The following is a 23338-nucleotide window of genomic DNA, read 5'->3' on the forward strand; positions in this document are numbered from 1 at the left end:
ACTGCTCACTACTAGCCCACGACTTGGAGCTCGCCGATGGCGATCTCGGTGTCGGATTCCCGGATCTCCGTCAGGTCTCCGGTCTTGCCGCCGCCCTCCCAGTGGATGGTCCAGGTGGCAGTCGTGGTGATCTTGTACTTGTTGCCGCTCTTGCCTTTGGATGTTCTGCTGTAGACGTGACCGCAGTCGGGTGACTTCCGCTTGCCGTAACCGGCCTTGTACGGCGTGCCGGGCTTGGTGCAGGTGACGGAGGTGCCGTCGCCCATGTTCCAGACGACCTTGTCCACTTCGGCGGTCGCGGTGACGGTGACGGCTCCCGCGGAGGCGGTCACGGTCTGCGGGCCGGTAGTGGTCTCGCCCTGGTTGTTCCACATCCAGACCGGAAGTCCGACCAGCCCCGTCTTCCCGGGCTCGGGGACGATGCCGATGTCCGGCCCCTTCAAAGTCATCTGCTTGACGGCGCGCTGGGCGACTTCCTCCGGAGTGACGGTGGGAGCCTTGCCGAGTTCGCCGTCGGCGAAGAACATGTCACGAGGGACGAACGTTCCTGCGCCCACGTAGTTGAAGTCGGGGCAGGACGTGGGGCGGTAGATGGCGCCCTCGCTCGGCTTGTTCTTGCCCCAGACGAAGGCATCGGCTGGTGGCTGGGGATCCACCAGCAGCCAGTAGCACATGCTGCCGTCCCAGGAACCGAGCCCCGGAACGGAGCACGGGATCTCCTGCCCGTTGGCCCGTCGGCACCCGCCGGAGGAGGCACCGTCGCCCGACCCGCCTCCCGTGTCACCCGATCCGCCGTCCCCGGGCTTTTTCGGGTCCTCAGCCGTCACGTCGCATTTCACCGCACCGGGCGGGCATTTGACAGGGCCGTTGGCCACTGCCGCGCTCGTGCCGGCCAGCATCAGCCCTCCGGAGGCAAGGAGGACGAGGGCCTCGCGCGTGATACGCGACTCGCTCAGCATGTCCTGTCCTTGTCAATGGTGTAGTCGGTGATCCGCCACTCGGCGCCACCCGCCTTCGCGGTGGTGGCCTTGGCGGTCCAGGGGCGCCGGGTGTCGTCCTTGTCCACGGTGACGGGCTTGCCCGTCGCACGCTTGACCAGGACATAGTTCGTCGTGTCGACACAGTCGGTGATGGTGGCCGTGTGGGGATCGGCCTTCACGTCGACCGCGGTTACTTTCGGGGTCACCGTGGGCTTGCCTGTGAAGGTGAGGCCACGCCCCTGGTAGTAGGTGAAGGCGCCGATGATGTTCTCGGCTGCCTCGCCGGTCGTGTAGTCGCCCAGCCGGGCCTTCTTCATGCTGCCGGAGGAGTAAGCCTCGACCTGGGCATCCCACATGCCGCGGTATGCGGCCAGGGCCTTGCGCTCCGCCTCGGCCCTTTCCTTCTGCTCCTTGTCCTGCCCGCCACTCGCCTTGGGCGGGCCGGGCTCGTCACCGCCTGACGAGCTACAGCCTGTCAGCAGCAGGACCAGGGCTGCGGCACCCCCGGCGCAGACCCTTCGGGCAGCGCTCTCCCCGTACGTCATTCAGATCCCCCTCGGTCATTCGACGTAACGCTTCTTCCACGTCTGTAAAGTGACCCGCCGTCATTCTGCATCAGTCTCAGCCACCACGGTGATGCTGTTCTGTCACAGCTACATACTCCTGCTGTCACAAAGAGCCTCGATGTGGGCGGAGTTGATGCAGAGTCGATCATCTCATCTGACCCCATGGCCACTTGGGAGGCCGCCGACCCACCGTGCCACATCGGGAGCCATGAGCGCTTCGCCGTTTTACGGCGCGCCAAACCACCCAGGCGCATCTGATGCCGGGGCAGCGCTCGGATCAATACCCGCGTGACACGGTGAAGTTGACCGGTCAAGATCTTGACCGACCGCGCGGTTGAACGGCGTTTCCCCTGAACCGTGCGGCTGGCGCGAGTGGTCCAGGCAGCGGACAAGGGGGGAGTGAAACCATGGTCATGTTCCACAGCAAGCCACAGGGGGGACCATCCGTGCGCAACAACACCGTCCGCACTCGAAGCGACGGCCTTGTCGGCAGGCTCAACGCCGATTGGTTGCAACTGAGCCAGGACAAGACCGCTTTGCTCGCCGTACGCGACTGGTACGGGGATGAAGAGCTCGTCGGCCCGCAGTGCGTTCTCGACGCACTTCGCGTCTGCCTGGCCCACACCGACCAGGACCGTCTTCTGCTTCCTCCGCTGCGTGCGGCCGCTGCCGGCGGCGCGCGGGCACAGCTGGGCGCGCGCGTGGTCGTACAGGCGATGCTGCCGAAGGCGATACGCATAGCCCGCAGCCAGATGCGCCCGCAGTACGGCTGGGAGGAGACGATCTCTCTCACGGTCGGCGCCTTGTACGAAGTCATACGGACGTATCCGGTCGACCGTCGGGCGGAGCGCATCGCGGCCAATCTGGCCTTGGACACCCTTCGGCTAACGCGCTGCCTGATCGCTGCGGACGCAACCGTTGTGCCGCTCGACGTCGAGGCCATTGCCGGCCTCACCGCCCCTGACGCCAGTCCGGCCTCGCAGGCGGAACTGGCGTTGCTGCTGGCGCAGGCGGGTGAGTACGAGCTGCTCGCCGACGACGAGCCGGGCCGAGTGGCGGGGTGGGACGCCCGCGCGGAGCTGGTCGAACTCCTGGTATGGGCCCTCGACACCGGCGCCCTCGACGTGGAGGACGCACGCCTGATCACCCGCTACTACCGGGACAGTCCAGCGCCGGACACGATCACTTCCCGGCCTTCGAACCGGGCCGGAGCCAGCCAGCGTCAGCGCCGCAGCCGGGCCGTCCGCCGCCTGACGCACGCAGCTTCTGACAGGTTCGCGACAGCGAAGTGACACCCTCGTGACACAAGTCACCTGAACTTTAGGTCAGTTGGGTGTCACACCAGAACCAGTGGGCGCACCTCTCACATGAGGGACCCAATTTCCCGCCCATCAGCACAGCCATCAGAGAGGCCCCGGAGGACCCGTGATCGCCATCCCCGCAGCGTCCTTGGACGAGGACGGACGAAACGTCGTCGATCCCCGACGCCTGGTGCTGTGGAACGCTCATGGAGGCATGCGATGAAACGCGGCCGGAAGCTCAAGAACAAGAAGCAGGAGACGGAGCGGCCGCCCGCGGGCCGCACGCCCGGCCGGGCCGCGCGCTACCAAGCACGGCCGCCGGAGGGGGCCGATGGCCTCAACGATGCCGATGAGCTCAACGATGCCGATGAGCTCGACGATGCCGATGGGCTCGACGAAGCCGCCACCGGCTGGCAGCAGACCACCGTCAAGATGGCCGGCCTCACCAGACTTGCCACGGCCTGCATCTGGGCTCTGCTGCTGGCCGGACCGGCGATCGGTCTCTTTGCGGTGGCCGTCGCCGGGTCCTCGCGTGCCGCACCGACCACGACGGCGGCACCGACAGCCGACCAGCCCTCGGCCACCGGCCCCACCGGATTCGCGGAGCTGTATCTTGCGGCGTACATCTCGGCGGGGGAAGGAACGGAGGACAGTCTCGCGCCCTACTACGCCGAGCCCGTGACGCTTGCCAACAAGCCTGGCTCGCGCACCGCCACCCGTATTGTCACGGTGGCAGCCCAACCGGTCGGCAAGGGCTACTGGGCCATGACGGTCGCAGCCCAGATCTCGGCGAAGGGCGAGAACGGCAAGACCACCGACCGCGGGCTGCACTACTTCCGGGTCGGAGTCCAGGTCTCCGGGACCCCCGAGGCCGGCGGTACCGCCAAGCCCGCCAAGGCCGGATCCAAAGAGGCGCTCTACGCCGCGACCTCACTACCGGCCGAGGTCAACGCCCCGGCCACTGCGGAGCACGGGGACCTCACCTACGGACCGGGCGACGGGGTGAGCGAGAGCGACCCGGTGAGCGACACGGTGAGCCGCTTCATCGCCGCCTACCTGACCGGCCAGGGGGAACTGAACCGCTACGTCTCCCCCGGACTCCGGGTCACGCCGATCGTTCCGGCTCCCTACGCAGCGACGCTCGTCACCGGGCTCCGGGACGATCAGGAGGAGGACGGGGACAGCACGGACGACGACTCGATTCCGGCGGACGGCACTCGGCGGCGCGTACTGGCCACCGTGAGCGCGACGTCGGGAGGCGAGGACTACCTGCTGACCTACGCACTCACTCTGAGCACGCGGGACGGGCGCTGGGAGGTGGCGGCGCTCGACACCGCGCCCGCTCTCTCTGCCGAACAGACCGGACCGGTGTCCGGAAGCGCCTCGCCGACGCCGAGCGTCGCGCCGAGCGAGAACTCAGCCTCCCCGACGGACTCCGCCGGGGACTGACACACCAAGCAGCTCATCACACGAGGGGATTACACATGAGCTACGCGAGCACTGACATGGTCCAACTCGCCGCGAACGGCGATGTCTTCCAGTGGGTCAAGGACACACTCGGCAATATCAAGACCCTTGCCGTCTCAGCGGCCACTGTGATGGCCATCGTCGCCACGGTCATGGCCTATGCGAAGACGAAGTCCTGGGCGGGCACCCTTACCGCGGCCATCCTGGGCGCCGTTGTCGTGTTCGCCGTATCGAACATCGACGACCTCAGCAACATGGTGGACAGCGAGGTGCCCGACAAGAAGGGATCCGGCCCGGTCTCCGTCGTGGAGGTACCCCAGCCGCTGGGACACACCGTCAAGCAGGCTGACCTGCTGTGAGCGAGGGGCCGTCCGAGGAACGGGTGCTGGTCGGGCATTCCTACACCCGGGCACGCAAACACCCTCTCGTCATCGGCAAGCTCCCCGGCGGCGGGCGGATCCCGGGTGGCCCGTACACGATCACCCAGATCGTCACCATGGTGGGGGTCTTCATACTCCTGCTGGGCCTGAGGGATCTGTGGGCGGTCTTCGGACTGGGGAACGCCCTCATCCTGATCGCGTTTCCCTGGGGACTCGCGTGGCTGATGCGGTACGCCCGGATGGACGGCCGCGACCCCGCGCGGGCGCTGCTCGGTCTGATCACCTACGGCACCTCCCCGCCGGGCGGCCGGCTTGCCGGCCGCCCACAGCGGACGTTCCGTTCCAAGTCGGTCACCGCGCGGGTGACGGTCCGGCTGCGGCCCCCGACCGCGGGTTCGGCCCCGGCACCCGCCGCCGGGGCCCAGCCGGTACGGCTCATCACTACGACGGGCCGTACCGGCGGGCAGCGGCCCGACGCGGCACCCGCCACCCAGGCCGCCGCCCGGCCCCGTACACGCCTTCAGGAACTGCTCGACGATGCAGAGCGGAAATGAACAGGCACTGAACCGAAGGATGGACGAACTGCCATGCGTCTTCCCGTGCGCCACATCAGCGGCAATCTGATCTGGACCACCAACGCGACGGTGTGGGCTGTGTGGCGGGTCGACTCCGACAACTACAGCCACGCCTCCAAGTCAGCCAAGCGCGAGAGGCTCAACGCGCTGGAGGCACTCTTCAAATCGCTCAAGGGAGAGGCCCTGCTGCTCAGCCTCTGCCCGCAGGTGGATGCCGCGAGCGTCGTCACCCGTATGACAGCGGGCATCGACCTGGACGCGTCCCCGGAGTACGTGGACCTGTCCCTGCGTGTTCTCGACGAACTGGAGGAGATGGAACTGTCGGGACGGGTCGACTTCCTCGCCGTACCGATGAAGCACACCGACTTCAAGCAGGCCACCAAGTCGGTGCTGTCGTCCGCTCACTACGAGGTGATGAGCACCTTCGGTCTGCCCACCACCCCGATCTCCAAGGCCGAGGAGGAACGCCGGATCGAGCAGGCCCGGCATCTCGCAGCCACCTGGCCGTCCGCCATCCGGCTGCGCCCCGCGACCGAGGGCGAGATCCTGTGGATCTACGGGCACTGCGCACGCCGGGGGCTGGCCGAACCCCTGCTTCCCGAACACGACGAGCCCCGCGCCGTGGTGGGCCGTGGCCGCGCCGTGGCGGCGTACTCGGAGGTGATTCTCGACGAGGGAGGGCGCAGCGACGGCATCGAGGAACGCCGTGGCGTGCCCCTCAATCCGTTCCGGCACCGCTATGTGAAGGCAACGACCGAGTTCGGCGACAGCTACCAGGCCTTCTCCATCCTGTCCGAGATGCCGGATGCCTTCGCCTTCCCCGGCAGCGAATACCTTGCCGCCCTGGACGACTTCGGGTTCCCGGTGGACTGGGCGGTACGGCTGCACATCGAGCCGGGCTCCAAGGCCGAGCCGAAGTCGCGCCGCCAGGCACGCGAACTGGCCCACCAGCGAGGGGAGTACGAGGGTGAGACGGCCGGCATCCCGGCCAGTCTGGACAAAGCAAGTACCTCCCTCAACGAGTACCGATCCCGGCTCACCTCGTCGTCCACCGAGGTGGAGGTCAGGGCGAGCGTGGTCACCTGCGTCTGGGGCCCGAGCCCGGAGGAGGCCGAGGAGAAGGCGGCCGCGCTGATCAACCACTTCGGCGGCAATGACTACACCCTGGTGCGGCCGATCGGGGAACAGACTCCGCTCTTCCACAGCATGCTGCCCGGTACCCTCGTACCCCGGGTGATGAACGACTACGCGCAGTACCTGCTGGCCAAGGATTTCGCGATGGCCCTGCCCTTCTGCGGCCAGCAACTCGGCGACGACGGCGGATCGCTCTTCGGACTGCAGCTGAACGGCGGTGGAGCGCGCCCGGTCCTGGTGGACTTCAGCCTCGGCCCCCGGCTGAACGCCTCGGCTTCGGCGGTGTTCATCGGAGAGCTGGGTTCCGGCAAGTCGGTGGCCATGAAGACGGCCCTGTACTCGATCCTCACCACCGGCCGTCGCATCGGCCGGGCCCGCAGCCGCGGCCGGGCGCTGGCCATCGACCGTACACCCCAGCAGGAGTGGGCCCGCTTCGCGCGTGCTTGCCCGGGCGAGACCCAGATCATCACCGTGGACGAGGAAGCCGAGGTGTCCCTGGACCCGCTGCGGGTCTTCAGCGGACCGCGTGCGGCCCGCTACACCGAGTCCTTCCTCACCCCGCTGCTGGACATCGCATCGATGAGCACCGAGGGCGTCACCCTCGCCGACGCCATCGACGCCACCCACAAGTCGCCCAACCCCAGCATGCGGCTGCTCCTGGACACCTTGACGGAACGCGCTCATACGGCCGATCCGAAGGATCCGGACGACCACAACGTACGGGCCGCGGCGAGTGAACTGGCCCGCAAGCTGCGCTCACTGGCCAAGAAGGACCTGGGCCGGGTGGTCTTCGACCCCGACCTGCCCGTCGTGGAGATCACGGACGCCGACACGATTGTCTTCTCGGCCTCGAACATCGGTCTGCCCAAGAAGACCGAGCTGGAAGGCCACCGACTCTCCAGCCTCGAAGTGGAGAAGAAGTTCGGCTGGCGGCTGATGTACCTGGTGGCCGCACTGTGCCGGGAGATTGCCTTCGCCGACCCCGAGGAGTTTGTCGGGGTATTTCTCGACGAGTGCTGGTGGCTGACCTCTTCGGCCGAGGGGACCGAACTGCTGCTGGAGATCATCAATGACGGCCGTAAGCACGGCTGCGGCGCCTTCGCCGGCTCCCACGACCCGTACGACGTCGGTCCCGCCAACTCCGAGTACGGCGAGAAGATCCGTGGTCTGGTCTCGCACCGCTTCCTCTTCCGCCACCGCAACAAGCAACTGGCGGCCCGTGGACTGGAGTTCCTTGGCCTGGACGGCAATGACCCGGAATTGATCAAGCTGGTGACCGAGAACCTGTCACCGATCAACGTCTCCGACGACGAGCGGCTGCTGCGGTCCGGCGAATGCCTCTACTACGACCTGAAGAAACGGATTGGCGGCATGAAGGTCCTCATTCCCGCCGACGAGGAGGCCGCCGAGGCCATCCACACCACCCCTGGCCGCGCCACCCTCGACGAGCCGGTCGAAGCGGCGGGGGCGGTCGACCTGGTGAAGGCTGACGAGGTGGCAACCATATGACGGCTCTCACGGGGGTGGTCCGGCAGCCGCGCTTCTGGCTGCGCCTGCTGGTCCTGGTGGCAATACCGCTCATCGTCACACTGATCCTCGGGCACCAGGCCGCCTGGGCCGCAGACGACTGCCGGCCCAAGGACGAAGTACCGAACCTCTACTGCGAGCCGCCGAAGACCACGGACGGGGGCAAGGTCCTCGGCGTCTTCGACGTCGTCGACAAGAACGGCGTCCCGATCAGTGCCTACGGTCTGAACGTCGACCAGGGGGGCACGTTCGATGTACTCAGCAAGATCAACGCCTTCCTGATCAGCATGGGCTTCGGCCTGATCAAGATCGTGATCGGCTTCGCCTGCTGGCTCGTCGCGTGGGCCCTGGACTTCGGCCTGGCCAAAACGCTGCTCGATCCGGTGTCCGATGTGGCCGCCACCATCAAGCTCCGGGTGCTCGACAGACTCGAGCTGAAGGTGCTCTTTCTGACGCTCGCGACTGTCTGGGCCGGCTACCACATCCTGTTCAAGAAGCGGTCCAAGGGATGGGCCGAAATCTCCATGTCCCTTGTCATCGCCTCTCTCGCCACGGTCACGCTGGCGAACCCGGGCGCGGTGCTGATCGGCAATGCCGACGACACGGGTGTGCTCGGCACAACCAAGCAGTTCTCGCTGACGATCGCCGATGTGGTCCTCGAGGACGACTGTGCCGCCGGGCCCAAGGCCGGCACGGACAAGAACACCAAACCGGCCTCCTGCTCAGGTCAGAACAAAGGGGACAAAAAAGCGGATGCGGTGAGCCGCCCGATCACCGATGGCCTGGTCGACGCCTTCATCCAGCGCCCGGTCTGGGTTCTCTACACGGGCAAGCCCATCGACGGGAAATGCAGTGCAGCGTATGGCAAATCCACCCTTGCCCGGTACAACTTCAACCGGATCGTGCTGCCGCGAATCATCGAAAAGATGGAGCAGGATGAGGCCGACGACAGCTGGCTCGACGACCTCGGCAAGGCCTTCGCCGATGCCTTCTCGCTCACGTCGTTGAAGGACGCCCTGCTGATCGCCACTGGCAATCCGTGGGCCATCTACACGGTGGTCACAGAGAATCAACAACAGGCAGTCGACAAGTTCAGAAAGGACCTGGAGAAGACTCCGGCCTGGGAGCAGTACGTCAAGCCCGCTGACCAGGAAGTCGAGGCGGCATGCGGTGGTGGCCGCCCCTTGGAGGACCAGCAGCTGTCCGCCTCACTGGACAACGTCCTCAGCGTCTGGTTCATCGCGCTGGCCGCGCTCATCGTCGTGGTGCTGGTGGTGGCCGTCTCCCTCACGTTCCTGACCTCACAGGTGTGGATGGCCATCGAAGTCATCCGGGCCCAACCGGCCCTGGTCGCGGGCATCCTGCCGGGCGGCGGCCGCACGGCGATGTGGAACTGGGTCTCCGGGGTCACCCGGGTGGTGTTGGCGATCTTCATGTCGGTGATGTTCCTGACCTTCTTCCTCATCATGGTCATCGCGGTGCTGGACGCCAGGACCGGCGAGATCATGACGGTCAAGTTCCTCACCATCGACATCCTCGCCGTCGGATTCGTGGTCTTCCGCAAGAAGGTCACGGCCGCCGCCAAGAACATCGCCACCAACTTCGGCCAGCGGATGGCCAGCAAGACGGGCGGTGCCGTCAACGAGGACGAGCTCGCGCCGTCCGCCTTCTACAACTCCACGGCCGGAGCGCCCTCGGCGCTGTCTCAGCTCAAGGATGACAAGGGCACGCTCGGCAAGATGGGCAAGGGTGCCCGCGACTTGTGGCTCGGCAAGCCGAAGGAAGGCGGCGCTGAAGGCGGTGCAGCCGGCCGTGGCGGCGGTGGAGGCGGTGGCAAGCCGAAGAAGAACCTGAAGCAGCGGATCGGGGGCGCAATCAGAGTGGGCACCGAGGTGGCCGCTGCCGTCGGTTCCGGTGGCACGACCGCCGCTGTTCAGGCCACGGCCAAGACCGCCCTGAAGAACCGGCTCAAGAACGCGGCGAAGAACCGCCTGTCGAAGAACCGCGTCGGGCGTGCCACTCTCGCCACGGCCCGTACTGGCCGCTACATCGCCAAGGAAGCCCCCGTCACCCGCGGCCGGTTGAGGGACCAGGTCGGTGAATCCAGGCGCGACCTCGAGCGGGAGTCGCGACAGCAGTCCCGCGAGGGCGACCAGACCCGCAACGCCCAGCGGGACGCGAACAGGCAGATGCGCCAGACGAGGAGTCAGCAGCGCAACGACGGGCAGCGGTTGAACCGCACGCTGAACAACAGGCGCAACCAGCAACAGAACCGGCGCCGTTCCGGTGGCAATGGACGCAACAACCGCCGCAATGGAAGGGGCGGTGGAGGTAATGGCTCGTGAGCACGGACGCCGCAGACGAGCCCATGAGCGCCGCCAAGAAGCTACTTATAGCGCTCGCGATCGCCACGGTTCTTCCCTGGGTCTTCCTCTTTCTGGTGATATCCATGGCGGCGAACCTGCTGCCCGGCGGCGACGACGACTCGAAGCAGAAGGTTCCACCCGAGGTGAGTTGCGTCAAGGTCGCGGGCATTCCCAAGCCGACCTGCGAGGCCTACCTGTCGGCCGAAATCAAGATCAAGACGGTCCGGCCGAAGTGCACGAACCTCCGATGGACGCTGCTGGCCGGCATCGGAAAGATCGAGTCCAACCACGGCCAGTACGCCGGTGCCAAGGTCATCGACAAGTACGGGAAGGAGTACGGCAATGTCGTGCCGCCGGTCATCGGCATTCCGCTGAACGGCCGCGAGGGCACCGCCCTCATCTACGACACCGACGACGGCAAGTACGACAACGACACGGTCTACGACCGGGCCGTGGGCCCCACCCAGTTCATACCTCAGACCTGGGAGAGCGTCGCCCAGGACGGTGACGAGGACGGTGACACCGATCCGCAGAACGTCTTCGACTCGGCGCTCACCACCGCGGCGTACCTCTGTGGGACGGGCGAGGCGGACTTCTCCGACAAGAAGGTGGAGCACGACGCCATCCTCCGCTACAACCACTCGGAGAAGTACGTCTCCGACGTCCTGGCGGCGAAGGCCGAGTACGACGCCCTCGGTGACGTCTCAGGTCCGATCGACGCCTCGGAGAAGGCCCAGAAGGTCATCGCGGCAGCGCGTAAGCACAAGGGCGTCGACTACTCCTGGGGAGGCGGTGACGCGCACGGCCCGTCGTACGGCATCTGCTGTTCCCCCGGCGGGCATGACGGCAGGAAGACCTTCGGGTTCGACTGCTCGGGCCTGACCGAGTACGCATATGCCCAAGTCAGTCTGATGATCGGCAGCACGGCGCAGGCACAGCACGACAGTGGCAAGGTTCGGGTCACCAGCTCACCCGGAAGTCTGGCCGGCGCGAAACCGGGGGACTTGCTGTTCTTCTCGGACAATCCGGGCAGCGGCAAAGGTCTCCACCATGTCTCCATCTATCTCGGCAAGAACATGCAGATCGAGGCACCGCGCACGGGGGACGTCGTCAAGGAGTCCCCAGTACGGAGCAACGAGCTGGACAGCATCGGACACCTCGAATGATGACTCGTGCGGAGCGCCAGGGAGTGGCGATGCTCGCGGCATCCGCCGTTCTCTCCGTGATCGGCGTGATCCTCCTCTGGCCTGACCTGAGCCCCAACCCCTCCGCCGCGGACGGGCCGCCGACGCCTGCTCCCACGGCGTCGGCGTCCCCGTCCGTCCGGCCGACGGTCCCCAGCGACCCGAAGCCGGCCCCCTCGTCGGCGTCCCCGACGCCGTCCGTCGCGTCCTCGCCGGACGGTGACGCACTCGCCGGCGAGGTGAGCGACGCCGCGCTGCAGCGGGCACTGGAGCAGAGCCGACGGGTATCTGTCCCACCCAACCTCGAGAAGCGACTGGTGGAGCTCGGGGGCAAGGTCCTGCTCGCCGATGTCACCGGCGAGGGCCGCAATGCCTTCCCGGAGTACTTCAGGGGCCAGCCCGCCACGGACCGCTGGCGTGACAGCCGCATCCGGGCGGGCGTCGCCGAACGCTACAAGGACCGGTCCGACGCGGTCCAGGTCCACCTCGTGTGGGCCGGCACGAGCCCGGAGGGCATACGGGACGAACGGCAGCCGACGACAGTGCTGCTGGTCAGGGATCAGGCCAGCGGCGTCTGGTTGCCACGGCCGTTCTCGGCCGGGCCGGAGTGACCTCCCCCGAGGCCCAGGTGTGGGCCGTCGACATCAACGGCCGGGCCCTGCAATTGCGCAAGGACAACGACCGGCACCCAAGCCCGAGAACGTCGTTGGCATCGACTGAAGAAGTAGACGAGCGGGACCGTTTGTTTTTATTTACTCGAATCCAGTCATTCGAATCGGAAAGCCACCGCTGCACGCAATGCTCTGTATGTCGACGAGAGGTGCGTACCACCTGTGCGCCAAGGGGATCGGTGCAGGGCTCTCAACGGAAGTGATTTTCGCCACGCCCCCGCTCCTGTTCGGTCCGCCCCCAACATCCCCGCTACCCCCAGTGCAGCACTCGTCACCGAGCGCTGGTGCGACAGGTCATTTTGTGCCGAACACTCGCATCCGATGCGCCCTCAGCCGCAACCGAATCCAACTGACTGTGACTCATATCCGGGTGTAGAACTTGAGTTGTGAGTCCAGTGGGGATCAACGGGACTCGTTTACTCTTTGATCGACACGTGCAACCTGAGGGAGTGGGGCACGATGTGGCTGGATCCACCACGTGAGTGGGCATCAGATATGAGGGGGCATCAGAATTGATGCATACGTTGCCAGCAGCGACAGGTGTCGTCCGATGACGGCCCCGTCCGGAGCCATTGCCCAGCGGCCCGCCAGGGCCAACCGACGCGCCTGCCTCAGCTGCGGGTGCCACCTGAGCGCCTACAACGACGATGAGCTCTGCGCCGCCTGCACGCGCACGAGGGTCTCGCCTGACGAAGAACTGCCCCGGATACCCGAGCGGGTCTGGCAGGACCCCGAGGTGCGTCAGGCCCTGGCCGCCTTCGACTTCGGCCAAGTCAGCAAGCTCGTACGCCAACTGGGGTCCATCCGGCAGGAGGATCTGGCCCAGCTCGCCGGTCTCAGCCAGGGCTTTCTGTCCATGCTCGAGTCCGGCGTCCGACGCCTCACCAGCATCGACCGGATCGTCGACTTCCTCGACGGCCTGAACGTCCCCGCCCACCTCGTGCAGATCCCGCGCCGTAGCACCATCGGACCCCCCGAGTGCGCTTCCCCGGCACTCGAACCGGACCTGCCCGGGCGACAGACTGTGTGATGGGTGCATGCTGGGCGCCGGTACGCCTGTGGGGCGGTCGGCGCCGAGCCGGGTGTGGAAGTTCCTGCCGATCAGGCCAGGGACCGAACGAGGACCACATCGGATCGTCGATCGGAATTGTCTAATTCTGCCCGCTTCTCACCGCTGGGTGGAAAAAATGCCGCCGCGACTGCTCCCGAATCACCAATGTAGGCACACCGAGATGTCCATCTCATCGCGCATTCTATCGGCGAATTCACAGATTCTCGCCGGTTCAGCATCACACCTCTCGCTACGTCGCGCATTAACCCGGTTATATGCCAAGAGTCAGTACTCGCACTACACTTGACTGCGCGTCACAGAGATCGCGAGCAGGTCGACCAAGGGGCGACTTTCCAGATGACTATCCAAAACAAAATCGCCGAGCAGCTCGCGGATATCTGGGCTGCCGGGAGAGTTACCTCGTTCATACCGGATGTGCGATGACAGACAATAAGCGAGACCCGCTCTCACTTCCTTTCTCTCAGGATGCCGAGACCCTGTGCATCGTTCTGGGTGGACGCTTCGGCGAGGAGCCGGAGCAGCTTTCCTTCGAGCGGCTGGAGCGTTTCTCCTCCGCCGGCGGGCAGTGGGTCGACACAGCCCACAGCTATGCGGACGGGCGCTCGGAGGAAATCATCGGAAAGTGGATGAGTACTCGTCCCGGCACGCTGCGGGTCATGGACAAGATCGGACATCCTTCGGCGGACGGTTCTCTCGATCTCACCGGCCGGAACCTCCGCAAGGAGGCCGAACAGTCTTGCCGGCGGCTGCAGGTGCCCTCGCTCGACGTCGTGATGCTCCACAGGGACGATCCGGGGCGCACTGTGGAGGAACTGGTCGAGACACTGGTCGGTCTGGTGTCGTCAGGCCTGGCCGCACGTGTCGGGGTCTCCAACTGGCGGGCGGACCGCCTGGCGGAACTGGTTCCTCTCCTCGTAGCCGCTGGCCATGTCCCTGTGGTCAGCTATCAGTTCAGCCTCGCTGTACCGAGCCGACCCCTGTGGCCAGGAACGTTGCACGAGTGCGACGCGCTGCGCGCAGTCATCACGCAGCACGATCTGCCGCTCGTTGCCTGGGCGGGGCAGGCACGTGGATTCTTCGCCGGGGCCGGCGAGCCGGTCGGGCCCGGGGTGAGCGACCCGTTCGACACCCCGCGGAACAGGGAACGGCGGCGCCGGTGCCAGGCCGTCGCCCATGACCTCGGGGTCCGGCCCGAGACCGTCGCGCTGGCCTGGACCTTGCACCGACCGGGCGTCTGGCCAGTGATCGGGGCCCGCTCCGTGGACGAGGTGGATATTTCGATGGCCGCATCCTCGCTCACGCTCGACGAGACGGTGGTCCAGTGGCTCAAGGCGGAGGACGGAAAGCACGCGTGAGCCATTCCATCGAGAACCACACCTTCCTCCCAAGAGCCGAAGGGATCGACCCCACCATGCCCCTGACGGTCCTGCATGTTCTCGTTCCCGAGCCTCCGGGTGAAGTAGGAGGCGCAGACCTGCATGTGATTGACCTGGCCGCCCAGCAAGTGGCCGACGGGCATCGCGCGATGGTCGTGGAACGAGGCTCGACCGAATTTGCCGACCGCGTGCGTGAGACGGGATTGGATGTCGTTTCGGCCACGGGACACTCCTTCCTGAGTGCCGTTCGGCTTCTTGCACAGAAGATCACCGCGACGGACGCCGACATCATCCACGCTCACGGATATGACGCGGACTACTGGGCTGCGGCCGCTCGGATTCTGTACCCCAGGGTCTTTTCCGGGCGTCCTCTGGTCCTCACCCAGCATGGAGTGGTTGACGACACCCTCTGGCACAAGAGCAAGACCGCTCTCGACGTGCTGTGCGCCAGGACCGCGGACGGCATCATCGCGACGGCGGAGAACCTTGTTCCCAGGATGCGGAAATGGTGTCCCCGTGGAAGCGTCGCCTACATCCCCAACGGTGTGCGGCAGCTGCCGCGGGTGCCGAAGCAGGAGGCCCGCGTATCCCTGGCGGAACGGTACGGGGTCCCGCTCGCGGGGGAGTTGATCGCCTACGTCGGGCGGCTGTCCGAGGAGAAGGCGCCGGAGCGTGTGCTGACTTTGGTGGCGCAGGCACGGGCGACGGGGCGGAAAGTCCATGCCCTCGTGGTCGGCAGTGGTCCCATGGACCAGCAACTCAAGTCACAGGCAGACGAGTTGGGCATCGCGGACGCTGTGACCTTCACCGGCATCGTGCGCGATGTGGAGACGGTGTACGGGGCCATCGATGCGTTCGTCCTGCTCTCCTGCACGGAAACGACATCACGGGTGGTCATTGAGGCCATGACGTCCGGGATCCCCGTGGTCGCGTCCGCCGTCGGGGGGATCCCTCAGCTCCTGGACTCCGGAGAGTGCGGCGTCCTGGTCCCGTCCGGTGACGAGAACGCGGCGCTCGCCGGACTGATCCGGGTTCTCGACGCTCCGGAGCCGTACATAGAGCCTGCACGTCATCGGGCCTTGAGCTCCTTCGCAATCTCGACGATGGGCTCCGGAGTCGAGGACTTCTACTCGACCCTGCTGGCACGTCACCAGCGCGGCGTCCGGACTCGGAGCGCGACCTCCGGCACTGAGGGGTGAAGGCCATGCCATCACGAACGCGTCGTCTCCGGGCCCTCTACCTCACCCACCACGCACCATGGCCCGTCACCAGTGGCGGGCGGCTCAGGGACGCCGCACTGGTGCCCCGCCTGGCGCAGGGTGCCGACCTGGAAGTGTGGGCGGTGTCCCGTCAAGGCGACGAGGACCGGGCTGCCGTCGCTGATCACGCCGACGGAACGGTCGTGCGCGTCTTCGACGACGAAAGCACGCGTCACCCCTACCCGACCCGTGATTCCTGGGTGGCTCGCCGGTCGCTGGCCCGGGCAGCGGCAGAGCAGCCCGGCTTCGACGTCGTGCACGTCGAGGGGCACTACCTGTTCCATCTGCTTCCAGAGCAGCTCGCACGGCGCAGTGTCGTGGTGGAACACAATGTCGAGTCACACCTGATCGAGCAGCGCATGGGGTTGGGAGCACAGAGCCCTCAGCTACTCCAGGACCTGGCCACCGTACGCGCCTCGGAAGAGCACGTGTGGCGGACCGCCCGGCTCGTGCTGACCTTGTCAGACGAGGACATGCGACGCGTGTCCACGCGGGTCCCGGAGGCCAGGGTCCGCCGGGGCATGAATGGCGCCGATCATGTGCCGGCGTATCCGGCCCAGCCACGAAACCACAGTGCGCTCCTGGAGACCGCTCCACGGATCTGCTTCCTCGCCAACTTCGCGTACCTGCCGAACCAGGACGCGCTCGACTGGCTCATCCGGTCCATATTTCCGCGAATCCAGAGCTACATCCCGGGCGCCGAACTGCTGCTGGCCGGATCGGGGTCGAAAGAGGCATTGCAGAAATACGGAAGCCCCATGGGAGTGAGGGCCCTCGGCTGGATCGATGATCTCTCGGACGTCTGGTCGACCGCGGACGTCATGGTGAGCCCCCTGCGTATCGGAGGCGGCGTCAAGGTGAAGATGATCGAATCCATACGCGGGGGCTGTCTCACCGTTGCCACGACCCTGAGTATGGAGGGGCTGCCCCGGGCGGCGGATTCGGCCGTCGTGGTCAGGGACGACCCGGACGAGTTCGTCGAGGGTGTCGTGAGTCTGTGCAAGGACGACGACTTCCGCGCGCAGCGGGCGGCGAGCCTGCATCGCGTTCAAAAGGCATTGCCCAGCTGGTCCGATGCCGCGGCAGACCTGGTCAGCCACTGGTCCACCATTCACTGAGCCAACAGGAGCACGTTCATGACCAGCAGTGCCTATACCGTCCCCTATCTCCCGACCGGCAGTGTGTACGGCCCGGCGGAAATGGATGCCCTCACCCGCTTGCTCCAATCCGGTGCCAAGCTGTCCTGCGGGCCGGAGCGTGACGCCTTTGAGCAGGAATTTGCGGCGTACGCCGGAGTGGATCACGCACTCTCGCTCACCAATGCCACCATTGCCCTGGAGCTGGCTACTTATCTGCTCGACCTCCAGCCCGGGGACGAGGTCATAGCGGCGACCCAGACCTATCAGGCGAACGTCACGCCTCTGCTCGCGCTGCCGGTCAAGGTTCGTTTCTGCGATATCGACCCCAACAGTCTCAATATTTCTCCGGACGCTCTTGCCGGCCTCGTCAACGACCGCACGAAGGCCATATACCTGGTCCATCACGGCGGCATGCCGGCCGACATGGAGCCGATTCTGAAGATCGCCGCCGAGAACAATCTGACGATTGTGGAGGACTGTGCTCACGCGCTGGGCACCAAGTACCACGGGCGGACCCCCGGCACCTTCGGTCACCTCGGATGCTGGAGTTTTCAGTCGTACAAGAACATCTCCACTCTTGGTGAGGGCGGAATGCTCACCCTGTCCAACCCCGAGTGGGCCGAGCGAGTCGGCCGTGTGCGCTCGATCGAACCGGATGCCCGCTTCACCTCGCGTGCGCAACTCGCCCTCGGTGACTACACGCTGCCTGCCGACGGGATCGAGCGGCACGAGAAGAACTCCTATGCGGAAGACTGCGTCGAACTTCGTCATCCCGGCACGAACTCGACGCTGAGTGAACCGGCCGCCGCCGTGGGGCGCGTCCAACTTCGCAATCTCGACGCGTTCGTCGCACGTCGGCGCGCGATCGCTGAGCGCCTGGACGCAGGTCTGAAGGAGATCCCGGGGATCCGTGTGCAGACCAGGGAAGCCGGGATCGAGAGCTCCCACCACCTCTACACGTGCTTCCTCGATTCCAGCACGGGGATAGACCGGGACGCCTTCATCAAGCGGCTCGACGAGCAGGGGATTCACATCCAGCTCCGGTACTTCCCCATCCATCTGCTGCCCGAGTGGCGGCAGCGCGGGAACGGCCTTGGCGAGTGCCCGGTCGCCGAACGCATCTGGTTCCATGAGCAGATCAATCTGCCCATCTATCCCCAACTCGAGGACTGGCAGGTCGATTTCATGGTCGAGACTGTGGCCCGGACCATGGGCGACTTCTCTCGGTGACCGAGACGGAGGTGTCGGGGGATGCGGCGGTACTCGCGGTATCGCCGCACCCTGACGACGCGGTCATGGCAGAGGCCCAACACTCGCCGCCCACGCCGAGTCCCCTGCGCCCTTTTGGCGACGCATGGCTGCTGCCCGCTCCACGTTCCACGTTTGCCCCGGATCTCCCGGACGCGACGGAACTCGAGAACGTCATTGCTGACCGTCCCGCGTCCCTGATCCGCAGAGACCGCCCGGCGGAGCTCTGGACGGGGCAGCTGTCGGCGAGCACATCGATCACCGTCTGATGAGAAGGGCGACCGACAAGGCCTGTCAGGGATCCGGCTCGGGGCTGCGCCTTTGGGAGGGGCTGCCGCACCACCTGGGCACCGACAGGCCGGTACTCAGTCACCCACCCTGGGCGATGGCCCGCGCCGACGCCTCGTACAGGGAGAAGAACAGGGACTACGGCGTGCAGGAGCTTCTCCGGGACGTGAAGCGGACGCGTGATTCGACAACGCGACCAAGGAAATCGATTTCAAAGGGGTACGCATGAGTGAGCAGGACGTATGGGTTGCCGGCCTCAACCACGGAGCACACGACTCGTCCGCGGCGCTGCTGCGGAACGGTCAACTGGTTGCGGTCGTGGAGCAGGAGCGCTTCTCGCGGCGGAAAAGGGCGATGGACCAGCCTCCCGTCGAGGCGCTTGAGTGGTGCTTGAACCACGCGGGGATCACCCTGTCCGACCTTTCCGCGATAGGTCTGGGAAGCGACCACGACGTCCTCGCCCAGTGGCTGGGGCTGACTCCTGAAGAGCGCAGGACGGAGCTGGATCTCGACAACCCGGAACGTCTCTTCCCGAAGAGCGTCTTCGGCGCGTCCGAGCTCCCGCCGGTCGTGCCGGTCCGCCATCACCTGGCGCACGCCGCCAGCGCGTACTGGGCCAGCGGCTACGAGGAATCCGCAGTCCTCGTTATCGACAACCGAGGCGAGGACGAGTCCACCACCCTGGCCTACGCCACGCCCGATGGCATAGAAACGCTCGAGTCCTACCCCATCGAACACTCCCTGGGACTCTTCTACCGAATCGCTACGCAATACGTTGGTCTGTACACCAAGGACGGCAACGCCGGCAAGCTCATGGGGCTGGCCTCGTACGGAAAGCCCCTCTACGAGGTCGGGCTGAGCCACACCCCGGACGGCCCCCGCTGGAAGGGTGTTCCGTCCGCGACCACGACCGGACGCGCACTGCCGCCGGAGCGCACCCGGCAGCTGCTGGCCTTCCTGGAGGAACAAGCCTTCCCGTACACCGTGGGTCTGAAGGACGACATCTTCTCCTACATCGACTTCGCGGCTTCGGTACAGACTGCGCTGGAGGACACCATCCTGGGTCTGCTGCGTGACCTCAAGGAGCGCACAGGCTCCGCCAACCTGTGCCTCGCCGGCGGTGTGGCCCTCAACTGCACTGCGAACGGGCGCATCGCCAAGGAGGCTCTGTTCGACAACGTCTACATCCAGCCCATGGCCCACGATGCCGGCTGCGCCCTCGGAGCCGCGTACGAGGCTACTCGTGAAGTGGCACCGCAGTCCTTCCGGCCCGATGTGATGGACCATGCGCTCTGGGGACCGGAGTACGGGGACGACGAGATTCTGGCCGCCCTGGACAGCCGAGGTCTCCGGGGTGAGCGGCTCACTCCGGACGAGTTGGTCTCACAGGTGGCGTCGGTCATCGCTCAGGGGGGCATCGTTGCATGGCACCAGGGCAGGGCGGAGGCCGGGCCGCGGGCGCTCGGAGGGCGCAGCCTGCTGGGTGATCCCCGGCACCGCTCGACGCTCGTGCGGCTGAACACCATCAAGAAGCGGGAGATGTGGCGCCCGCTGGCACCCAGTGTGCTTGCCGACAGCTACGAGAAGTACTTCGACGGCACACCGAACCCGTTCATGATCATGGCGGCCGAGGTGCGTCCCGAAGTGCGGTCACTCATTCCCGCGGTGGTCCATGTGGACGGCTCCGCACGACCCCAGGCAGTGACCCGTGAGGCGAACCCTCGCTATGCGGCCCTTCTCGAGGCATTCGCACGGGAGTCCGGTATCCCGATTCTCGTCAATACGTCCTTCAACACCGCCGGCATGCCGCTGGTGAACCGCCCGGAGGAGTCGGTGGACACGTTCCTGGACACGGATATCGATGTGCTGGCGATCGGGTCCTTCCTGGTGCGCCGCCCCCAGTAGGGAAATGCCCCGGCAGCAGTTGCGGTGGCTGGTGCGGACACCAGCCACCGCTCTGCGCGGACCACCGGCCGGGACGGTCACACCGGCCGGGACCGGTACTCCTGCCATGCCCCGACTATGCGCATGATCAAGCTGGTGTCCCCTCGGAGTTCGAGCTTGCCACGGTAGTGCAGCTCCCAGAGGTCGGAGCGGCCCTCCAGCAGGGACACCAGGTCGCCGTTCGTGATGAGGGCGACACTGTCGAAACCGGTGTACGAGGAATCGTCAATGGCGTGCGGGCGGACGGTGACGCCGGCATCGGTGAGCACGACCTGCCAGGCGGACTTGGCATCCGGTTCTGCGAACAGCACGTCCCCATGACGTTCGCGTGCCACCGGTCCCAGCGCGTCGGGCAGCTCTTCGCTCAGCGCCCTGCTCAGATCGTCGACCGCGCTCGTGTGCGGAAACCCGACTTCCGTGCCCGGTCTCGATCCCACGGGCTTCGTGAGCTGCAGGGCCCCGAAGGAGTACTGCAGGACGCGCAGGTCGTGACCGTCCATGGTGCTGACGGGAAGTTTCACCGGTCCATCGGCGGCGAGCTCCGCGCCCGAGGGAGGTGTGGGAAGTTCACCGACGAGCGACAGCCCCGATGCGGAGATCAGCTCCAGCAGCCCCGGCACCGAGACAACGGGGTCGCTCACGCCCCTCGCGCCGTCGCCGTAGTCGAAAGTGAGCAGCAGGGTCCCGCCGTCAACCAGTACCCGTCGCGCCTCCTGCCAGAAGAGCCGCCGTCCCCACGTGGTCAAGCCCTCGTAGACGGAGACGGCGATGAGGCAGCTGAATGAGTTGTCGGGGAACGGCCAGGGCTCGTGTCCGTTGTAGAGCGACGACTTCAGCAGCCGGGAGACACCCGCCCGTTCTGCTCCCCGCTGCACGTCCTCATGCACGGCAGGGTCGACGTCCAGGACGTGGGTTTCGATACCCGAAGCGGCCATCATGTAACCCACAATGCTATTCCCTCCGCCGAATTCGAGAACCGGCCCGGAAATCTCTCCGGACGCCCTTGTTCGATCAAGCTCGAGAAGTACGTGCACGGGTTCCCATATTCGCGCGAAGTCATGACGCAGCGGGATTCCGACCCCCTCGAGCTTCTCCTCGAGGGCCAGCATGTCACGCTTCTTCCGGTCGTACTCAGGCCTCTCGAGGAAATCAGCAAAACGGCGCACGATGACGTTGAATGAATCGGCCATCAGGCCCTCCCGATATGGAGCATGAATTACCAACCGAACAGTTCCTGGACCGCGGCGGGCCAGGCTTCGAGCGTGGTGGCAGGGGCGGTCACCGATTCGTGGTACCGCCATTTCAGCCAGTTCCTCTTGTAGACCAGAGAGAGCATGCTCCGGGTTTGCGAGGAGTTGTTCGGCATGCCCCGGTGCCACATACGCACATCCCGAATGACAAGGGACCCGGCCGGCGCATTGAGTCTTCGGGAACTCAGCGCCTCGGCTCTCGCCTCGACCGGAAATTCAGATTCCTCGGCCCAATGCGAGTCCATCACGAGATGACTTCCCGGCCACACCTCAGTACTGCCGGTCTCGGACGTGAAGTCGCTCAACAGGACGTTGACAACAAGGGAGAACGGGGGAGTGGGTACGCTCATCTCCCCGTCGAACAGATGCGCATTGTCTCTGTGAATCCGCTGAGCGTCCGATCCTGGTCGGGCGAGGTTCGAATTGTAGTAGAGGATGCGCAGATCGTTCCCCAAGATCTCACGCATGCAATGCATCGCCAGGGGATTGGCGACCAGTTCCGTGGACTTGAAAATTCCGCGCAAGGGGGGCTGGATCTGATAGTGGCCATTCCCGCTGTGGCTCCGCTGCAGCCTGTCCGTATTACCCGATGAATGCAGTTCCTCGAACAGCGCCATGTATTCACCGCGGAGGGCCTTGACCAGGTCGGAGTTCAGCGCCCCTTCGAGCACGACATAGCCGGCATCACGGATATGCATCACGCTCTCTGCGAGATGGGCCGCCGACAGCTTCCCCTCGGACAGCTCGGCAGAGGTGATTATCATCTGTTCTCCCCATTGCCTGTTCGGGTTCCACACATGCGGATGCCGGCATGGACGGCCTGCGAGAGGCCGTCCATGCCGGCGGCTCCGGAAAGCCGGGCGACTGCTTAGACGATGGCGTTGCCCTCGGTGATGACCGCCGGCCACTTCTTCGGGTCGAAGCCGTGCTGGAAAAGGAAGCCGATGACGAGCCGGTTGAGGCCCACCCCGCAGCAGCCGCTCCAGATCTCTTCGCCGGTGGTGCTGGTGATGCCGAAGGACTCCAGATGGTGGCTGCCTTCGATGGTGCATCCCGCGATCTCGTCGAAGTCCGCCGCAGTCAGCTCGCCCGGGGACTTGGCCTCACGCACACGCAGCTCGATGTCGATCACGGGCACTTCGCTCGGTACCTTCGCGTCGAGCGTGCGCTGGGTGACCTCGGGGATAGGCATGCAGCCCTCCCCGACTACCGTCTGAGTGGAGAGCCCGAGCTCCAAGAGCAGAGAGGTGACGCTGCCCAGGACCTCCTCCCGGATCTGAGTCGTCGCCTCAGGGGTGCCGAGCCAGACATGCTCGAACCGCAGGAACTCCTTGGCGCGGAAGACACCGTCGAGTTCCTCCTCGCGCTCCTTCCGCCAGGTCCAGCCGCCCAGCGTCTCCACGACCTTCAGTGGAAGGTCCGTGACATCGATCGAGCTGTCCCGGAGGGAATGGTAGAAGGGCAGGCACTGCACCGGGTCGAGCACCTGCTCCCCGCCGTCCACCCTCCACAGAAGACCCGGCTTGAACTGGCTCAGCTTGAAGTCGTCGAGCGCCTGGGCGGGAATCATCCGAGGGAACGTGTGCTCGTTGAACCCCATGCCTGTTGCAC

The 23338-nt window shown here is 65.8% G+C and carries 20 protein-coding genes; 15 read left to right on the plus strand and 5 right to left on the minus strand.

Annotated features, from left to right (window positions below; all coding sequences use genetic code 11):
* Positions 1–11: 11 nt before the first annotated feature.
* Complete coding sequence (locus OG735_RS23935) at positions 12–959, minus strand: hypothetical protein (RefSeq protein WP_327325210.1); 948 nt, start codon at positions 957–959, stop codon at positions 12–14.
* Positions 953–1525, minus strand: coding sequence for a hypothetical protein (locus OG735_RS23940; RefSeq protein ID WP_327325211.1), 573 nt, complete (start codon positions 1523–1525; stop codon positions 953–955). The genes OG735_RS23935 and OG735_RS23940 overlap by 7 nt, the downstream gene beginning before the upstream one ends.
* 467 nt (positions 1526–1992) lie before the next feature.
* Between OG735_RS23940 and OG735_RS23945 the strand changes: the two genes are divergently transcribed.
* The 15 genes from OG735_RS23945 (at position 1993) to OG735_RS24015 (ending at position 20438) form a co-directional block, all read left to right on the plus strand.
* On the plus strand, positions 1993–2838 hold the full coding sequence (locus OG735_RS23945) for a hypothetical protein (protein ID WP_327325212.1): 846 nt from the start codon (positions 1993–1995) through the stop codon (positions 2836–2838).
* 228 nt (positions 2839–3066) lie between these two features.
* Positions 3067–4296: a conjugal transfer protein gene (locus OG735_RS23950; protein WP_327325213.1), complete on the plus strand. Its 1230-nt coding sequence runs from the start codon at positions 3067–3069 to the stop codon at positions 4294–4296.
* A 35-nt stretch (positions 4297–4331) separates the two neighbouring features.
* Positions 4332–4673, plus strand: coding sequence for a hypothetical protein (locus OG735_RS23955; RefSeq protein WP_327325214.1), 342 nt, complete (start codon positions 4332–4334; stop codon positions 4671–4673).
* Complete coding sequence (locus tag OG735_RS23960; protein WP_327325215.1) at positions 4670–5248, plus strand: hypothetical protein; 579 nt, start codon at positions 4670–4672, stop codon at positions 5246–5248. The genes OG735_RS23955 and OG735_RS23960 overlap by 4 nt, the downstream gene beginning before the upstream one ends.
* 33 nt (positions 5249–5281) lie before the next feature.
* Entirely contained in the window at positions 5282–7912 is a 2631-nt protein-coding gene (locus tag OG735_RS23965) for an ATP-binding protein (RefSeq protein WP_327325216.1), read from the plus strand.
* The gene (locus OG735_RS23970; RefSeq protein WP_327325217.1) at positions 7909–10275 is read left to right on the plus strand and encodes a hypothetical protein; all 2367 of its coding nucleotides are present in this window, start codon (positions 7909–7911) and stop codon (positions 10273–10275) included. Before OG735_RS23965 ends, OG735_RS23970 begins: the two co-directional genes overlap by 4 nt.
* Positions 10272–11462 (plus strand): C40 family peptidase, encoded by a 1191-nt coding sequence (locus OG735_RS23975; protein WP_327325218.1) that lies wholly within the window; start codon positions 10272–10274, stop codon positions 11460–11462. Before OG735_RS23970 ends, OG735_RS23975 begins: the two co-directional genes overlap by 4 nt.
* A 29-nt stretch (positions 11463–11491) precedes the next feature.
* Positions 11492–12091, plus strand: coding sequence for a hypothetical protein (locus OG735_RS23980; protein WP_327325219.1), 600 nt, complete (start codon positions 11492–11494; stop codon positions 12089–12091).
* A 610-nt stretch (positions 12092–12701) separates the two neighbouring features.
* Positions 12702–13181 carry a helix-turn-helix domain-containing protein gene (locus OG735_RS23985; protein ID WP_327325220.1) on the plus strand — a complete coding sequence of 160 codons (480 nt, stop codon included), beginning with the start codon at positions 12702–12704 and terminating at the stop codon, positions 13179–13181.
* Between the two features lie 461 nt (positions 13182–13642).
* Entirely contained in the window at positions 13643–14578 is a 936-nt protein-coding gene (locus OG735_RS23990) for an aldo/keto reductase (RefSeq protein ID WP_327325221.1), read from the plus strand.
* Positions 14575–15798 (plus strand): glycosyltransferase family 4 protein, encoded by a 1224-nt coding sequence (locus OG735_RS23995; RefSeq protein ID WP_327325222.1) that lies wholly within the window; start codon positions 14575–14577, stop codon positions 15796–15798. The genes OG735_RS23990 and OG735_RS23995 overlap by 4 nt, the downstream gene beginning before the upstream one ends.
* A 5-nt stretch (positions 15799–15803) precedes the next feature.
* Positions 15804–16976 carry a glycosyltransferase gene (locus OG735_RS24000; protein WP_327325223.1) on the plus strand — a complete coding sequence of 391 codons (1173 nt, stop codon included), beginning with the start codon at positions 15804–15806 and terminating at the stop codon, positions 16974–16976.
* Positions 16977–16994: 18 nt separating this feature from the next.
* The gene (locus OG735_RS24005; protein WP_327325224.1) at positions 16995–18227 is read left to right on the plus strand and encodes a DegT/DnrJ/EryC1/StrS family aminotransferase; all 1233 of its coding nucleotides are present in this window, start codon (positions 16995–16997) and stop codon (positions 18225–18227) included.
* A complete protein-coding gene (locus tag OG735_RS24010) occupies positions 18224–18514 on the plus strand; it encodes a hypothetical protein (protein ID WP_327325225.1) in 291 nt (96 codons plus the stop codon). The genes OG735_RS24005 and OG735_RS24010 overlap by 4 nt, the downstream gene beginning before the upstream one ends.
* A gap of 244 nt (positions 18515–18758) precedes the next feature.
* Positions 18759–20438, plus strand: a complete 1680-nt coding sequence (locus OG735_RS24015; protein WP_327325226.1) for a carbamoyltransferase family protein — start codon at positions 18759–18761, stop codon at positions 20436–20438.
* Positions 20439–20515: 77 nt separating this feature from the next.
* Here the strand turns inward: OG735_RS24015 and OG735_RS24020 are convergent, their stop codons facing one another.
* The 3 genes from OG735_RS24020 to OG735_RS24030 all read right to left on the minus strand — a co-directional run bounded on the left by OG735_RS24020 (position 20516) and on the right by OG735_RS24030 (position 23297).
* Entirely contained in the window at positions 20516–21667 is a 1152-nt protein-coding gene (locus OG735_RS24020; protein WP_327325227.1) for a class I SAM-dependent methyltransferase, read from the minus strand.
* A 26-nt stretch (positions 21668–21693) separates the two neighbouring features.
* Complete coding sequence (locus tag OG735_RS24025) at positions 21694–22491, minus strand: phytanoyl-CoA dioxygenase family protein (RefSeq protein WP_327325228.1); 798 nt, start codon at positions 22489–22491, stop codon at positions 21694–21696.
* Between the two features lie 104 nt (positions 22492–22595).
* Entirely contained in the window at positions 22596–23297 is a 702-nt protein-coding gene (locus OG735_RS24030) for an aminoacyl--tRNA ligase-related protein (protein WP_327325229.1), read from the minus strand.
* Positions 23298–23338: the final 41 nt, after the last annotated feature.

The organism is Streptomyces sp. NBC_01210, from assembly GCF_036010325.1.
Lineage (GTDB): Bacteria > Actinomycetota > Actinomycetes > Streptomycetales > Streptomycetaceae > Streptomyces.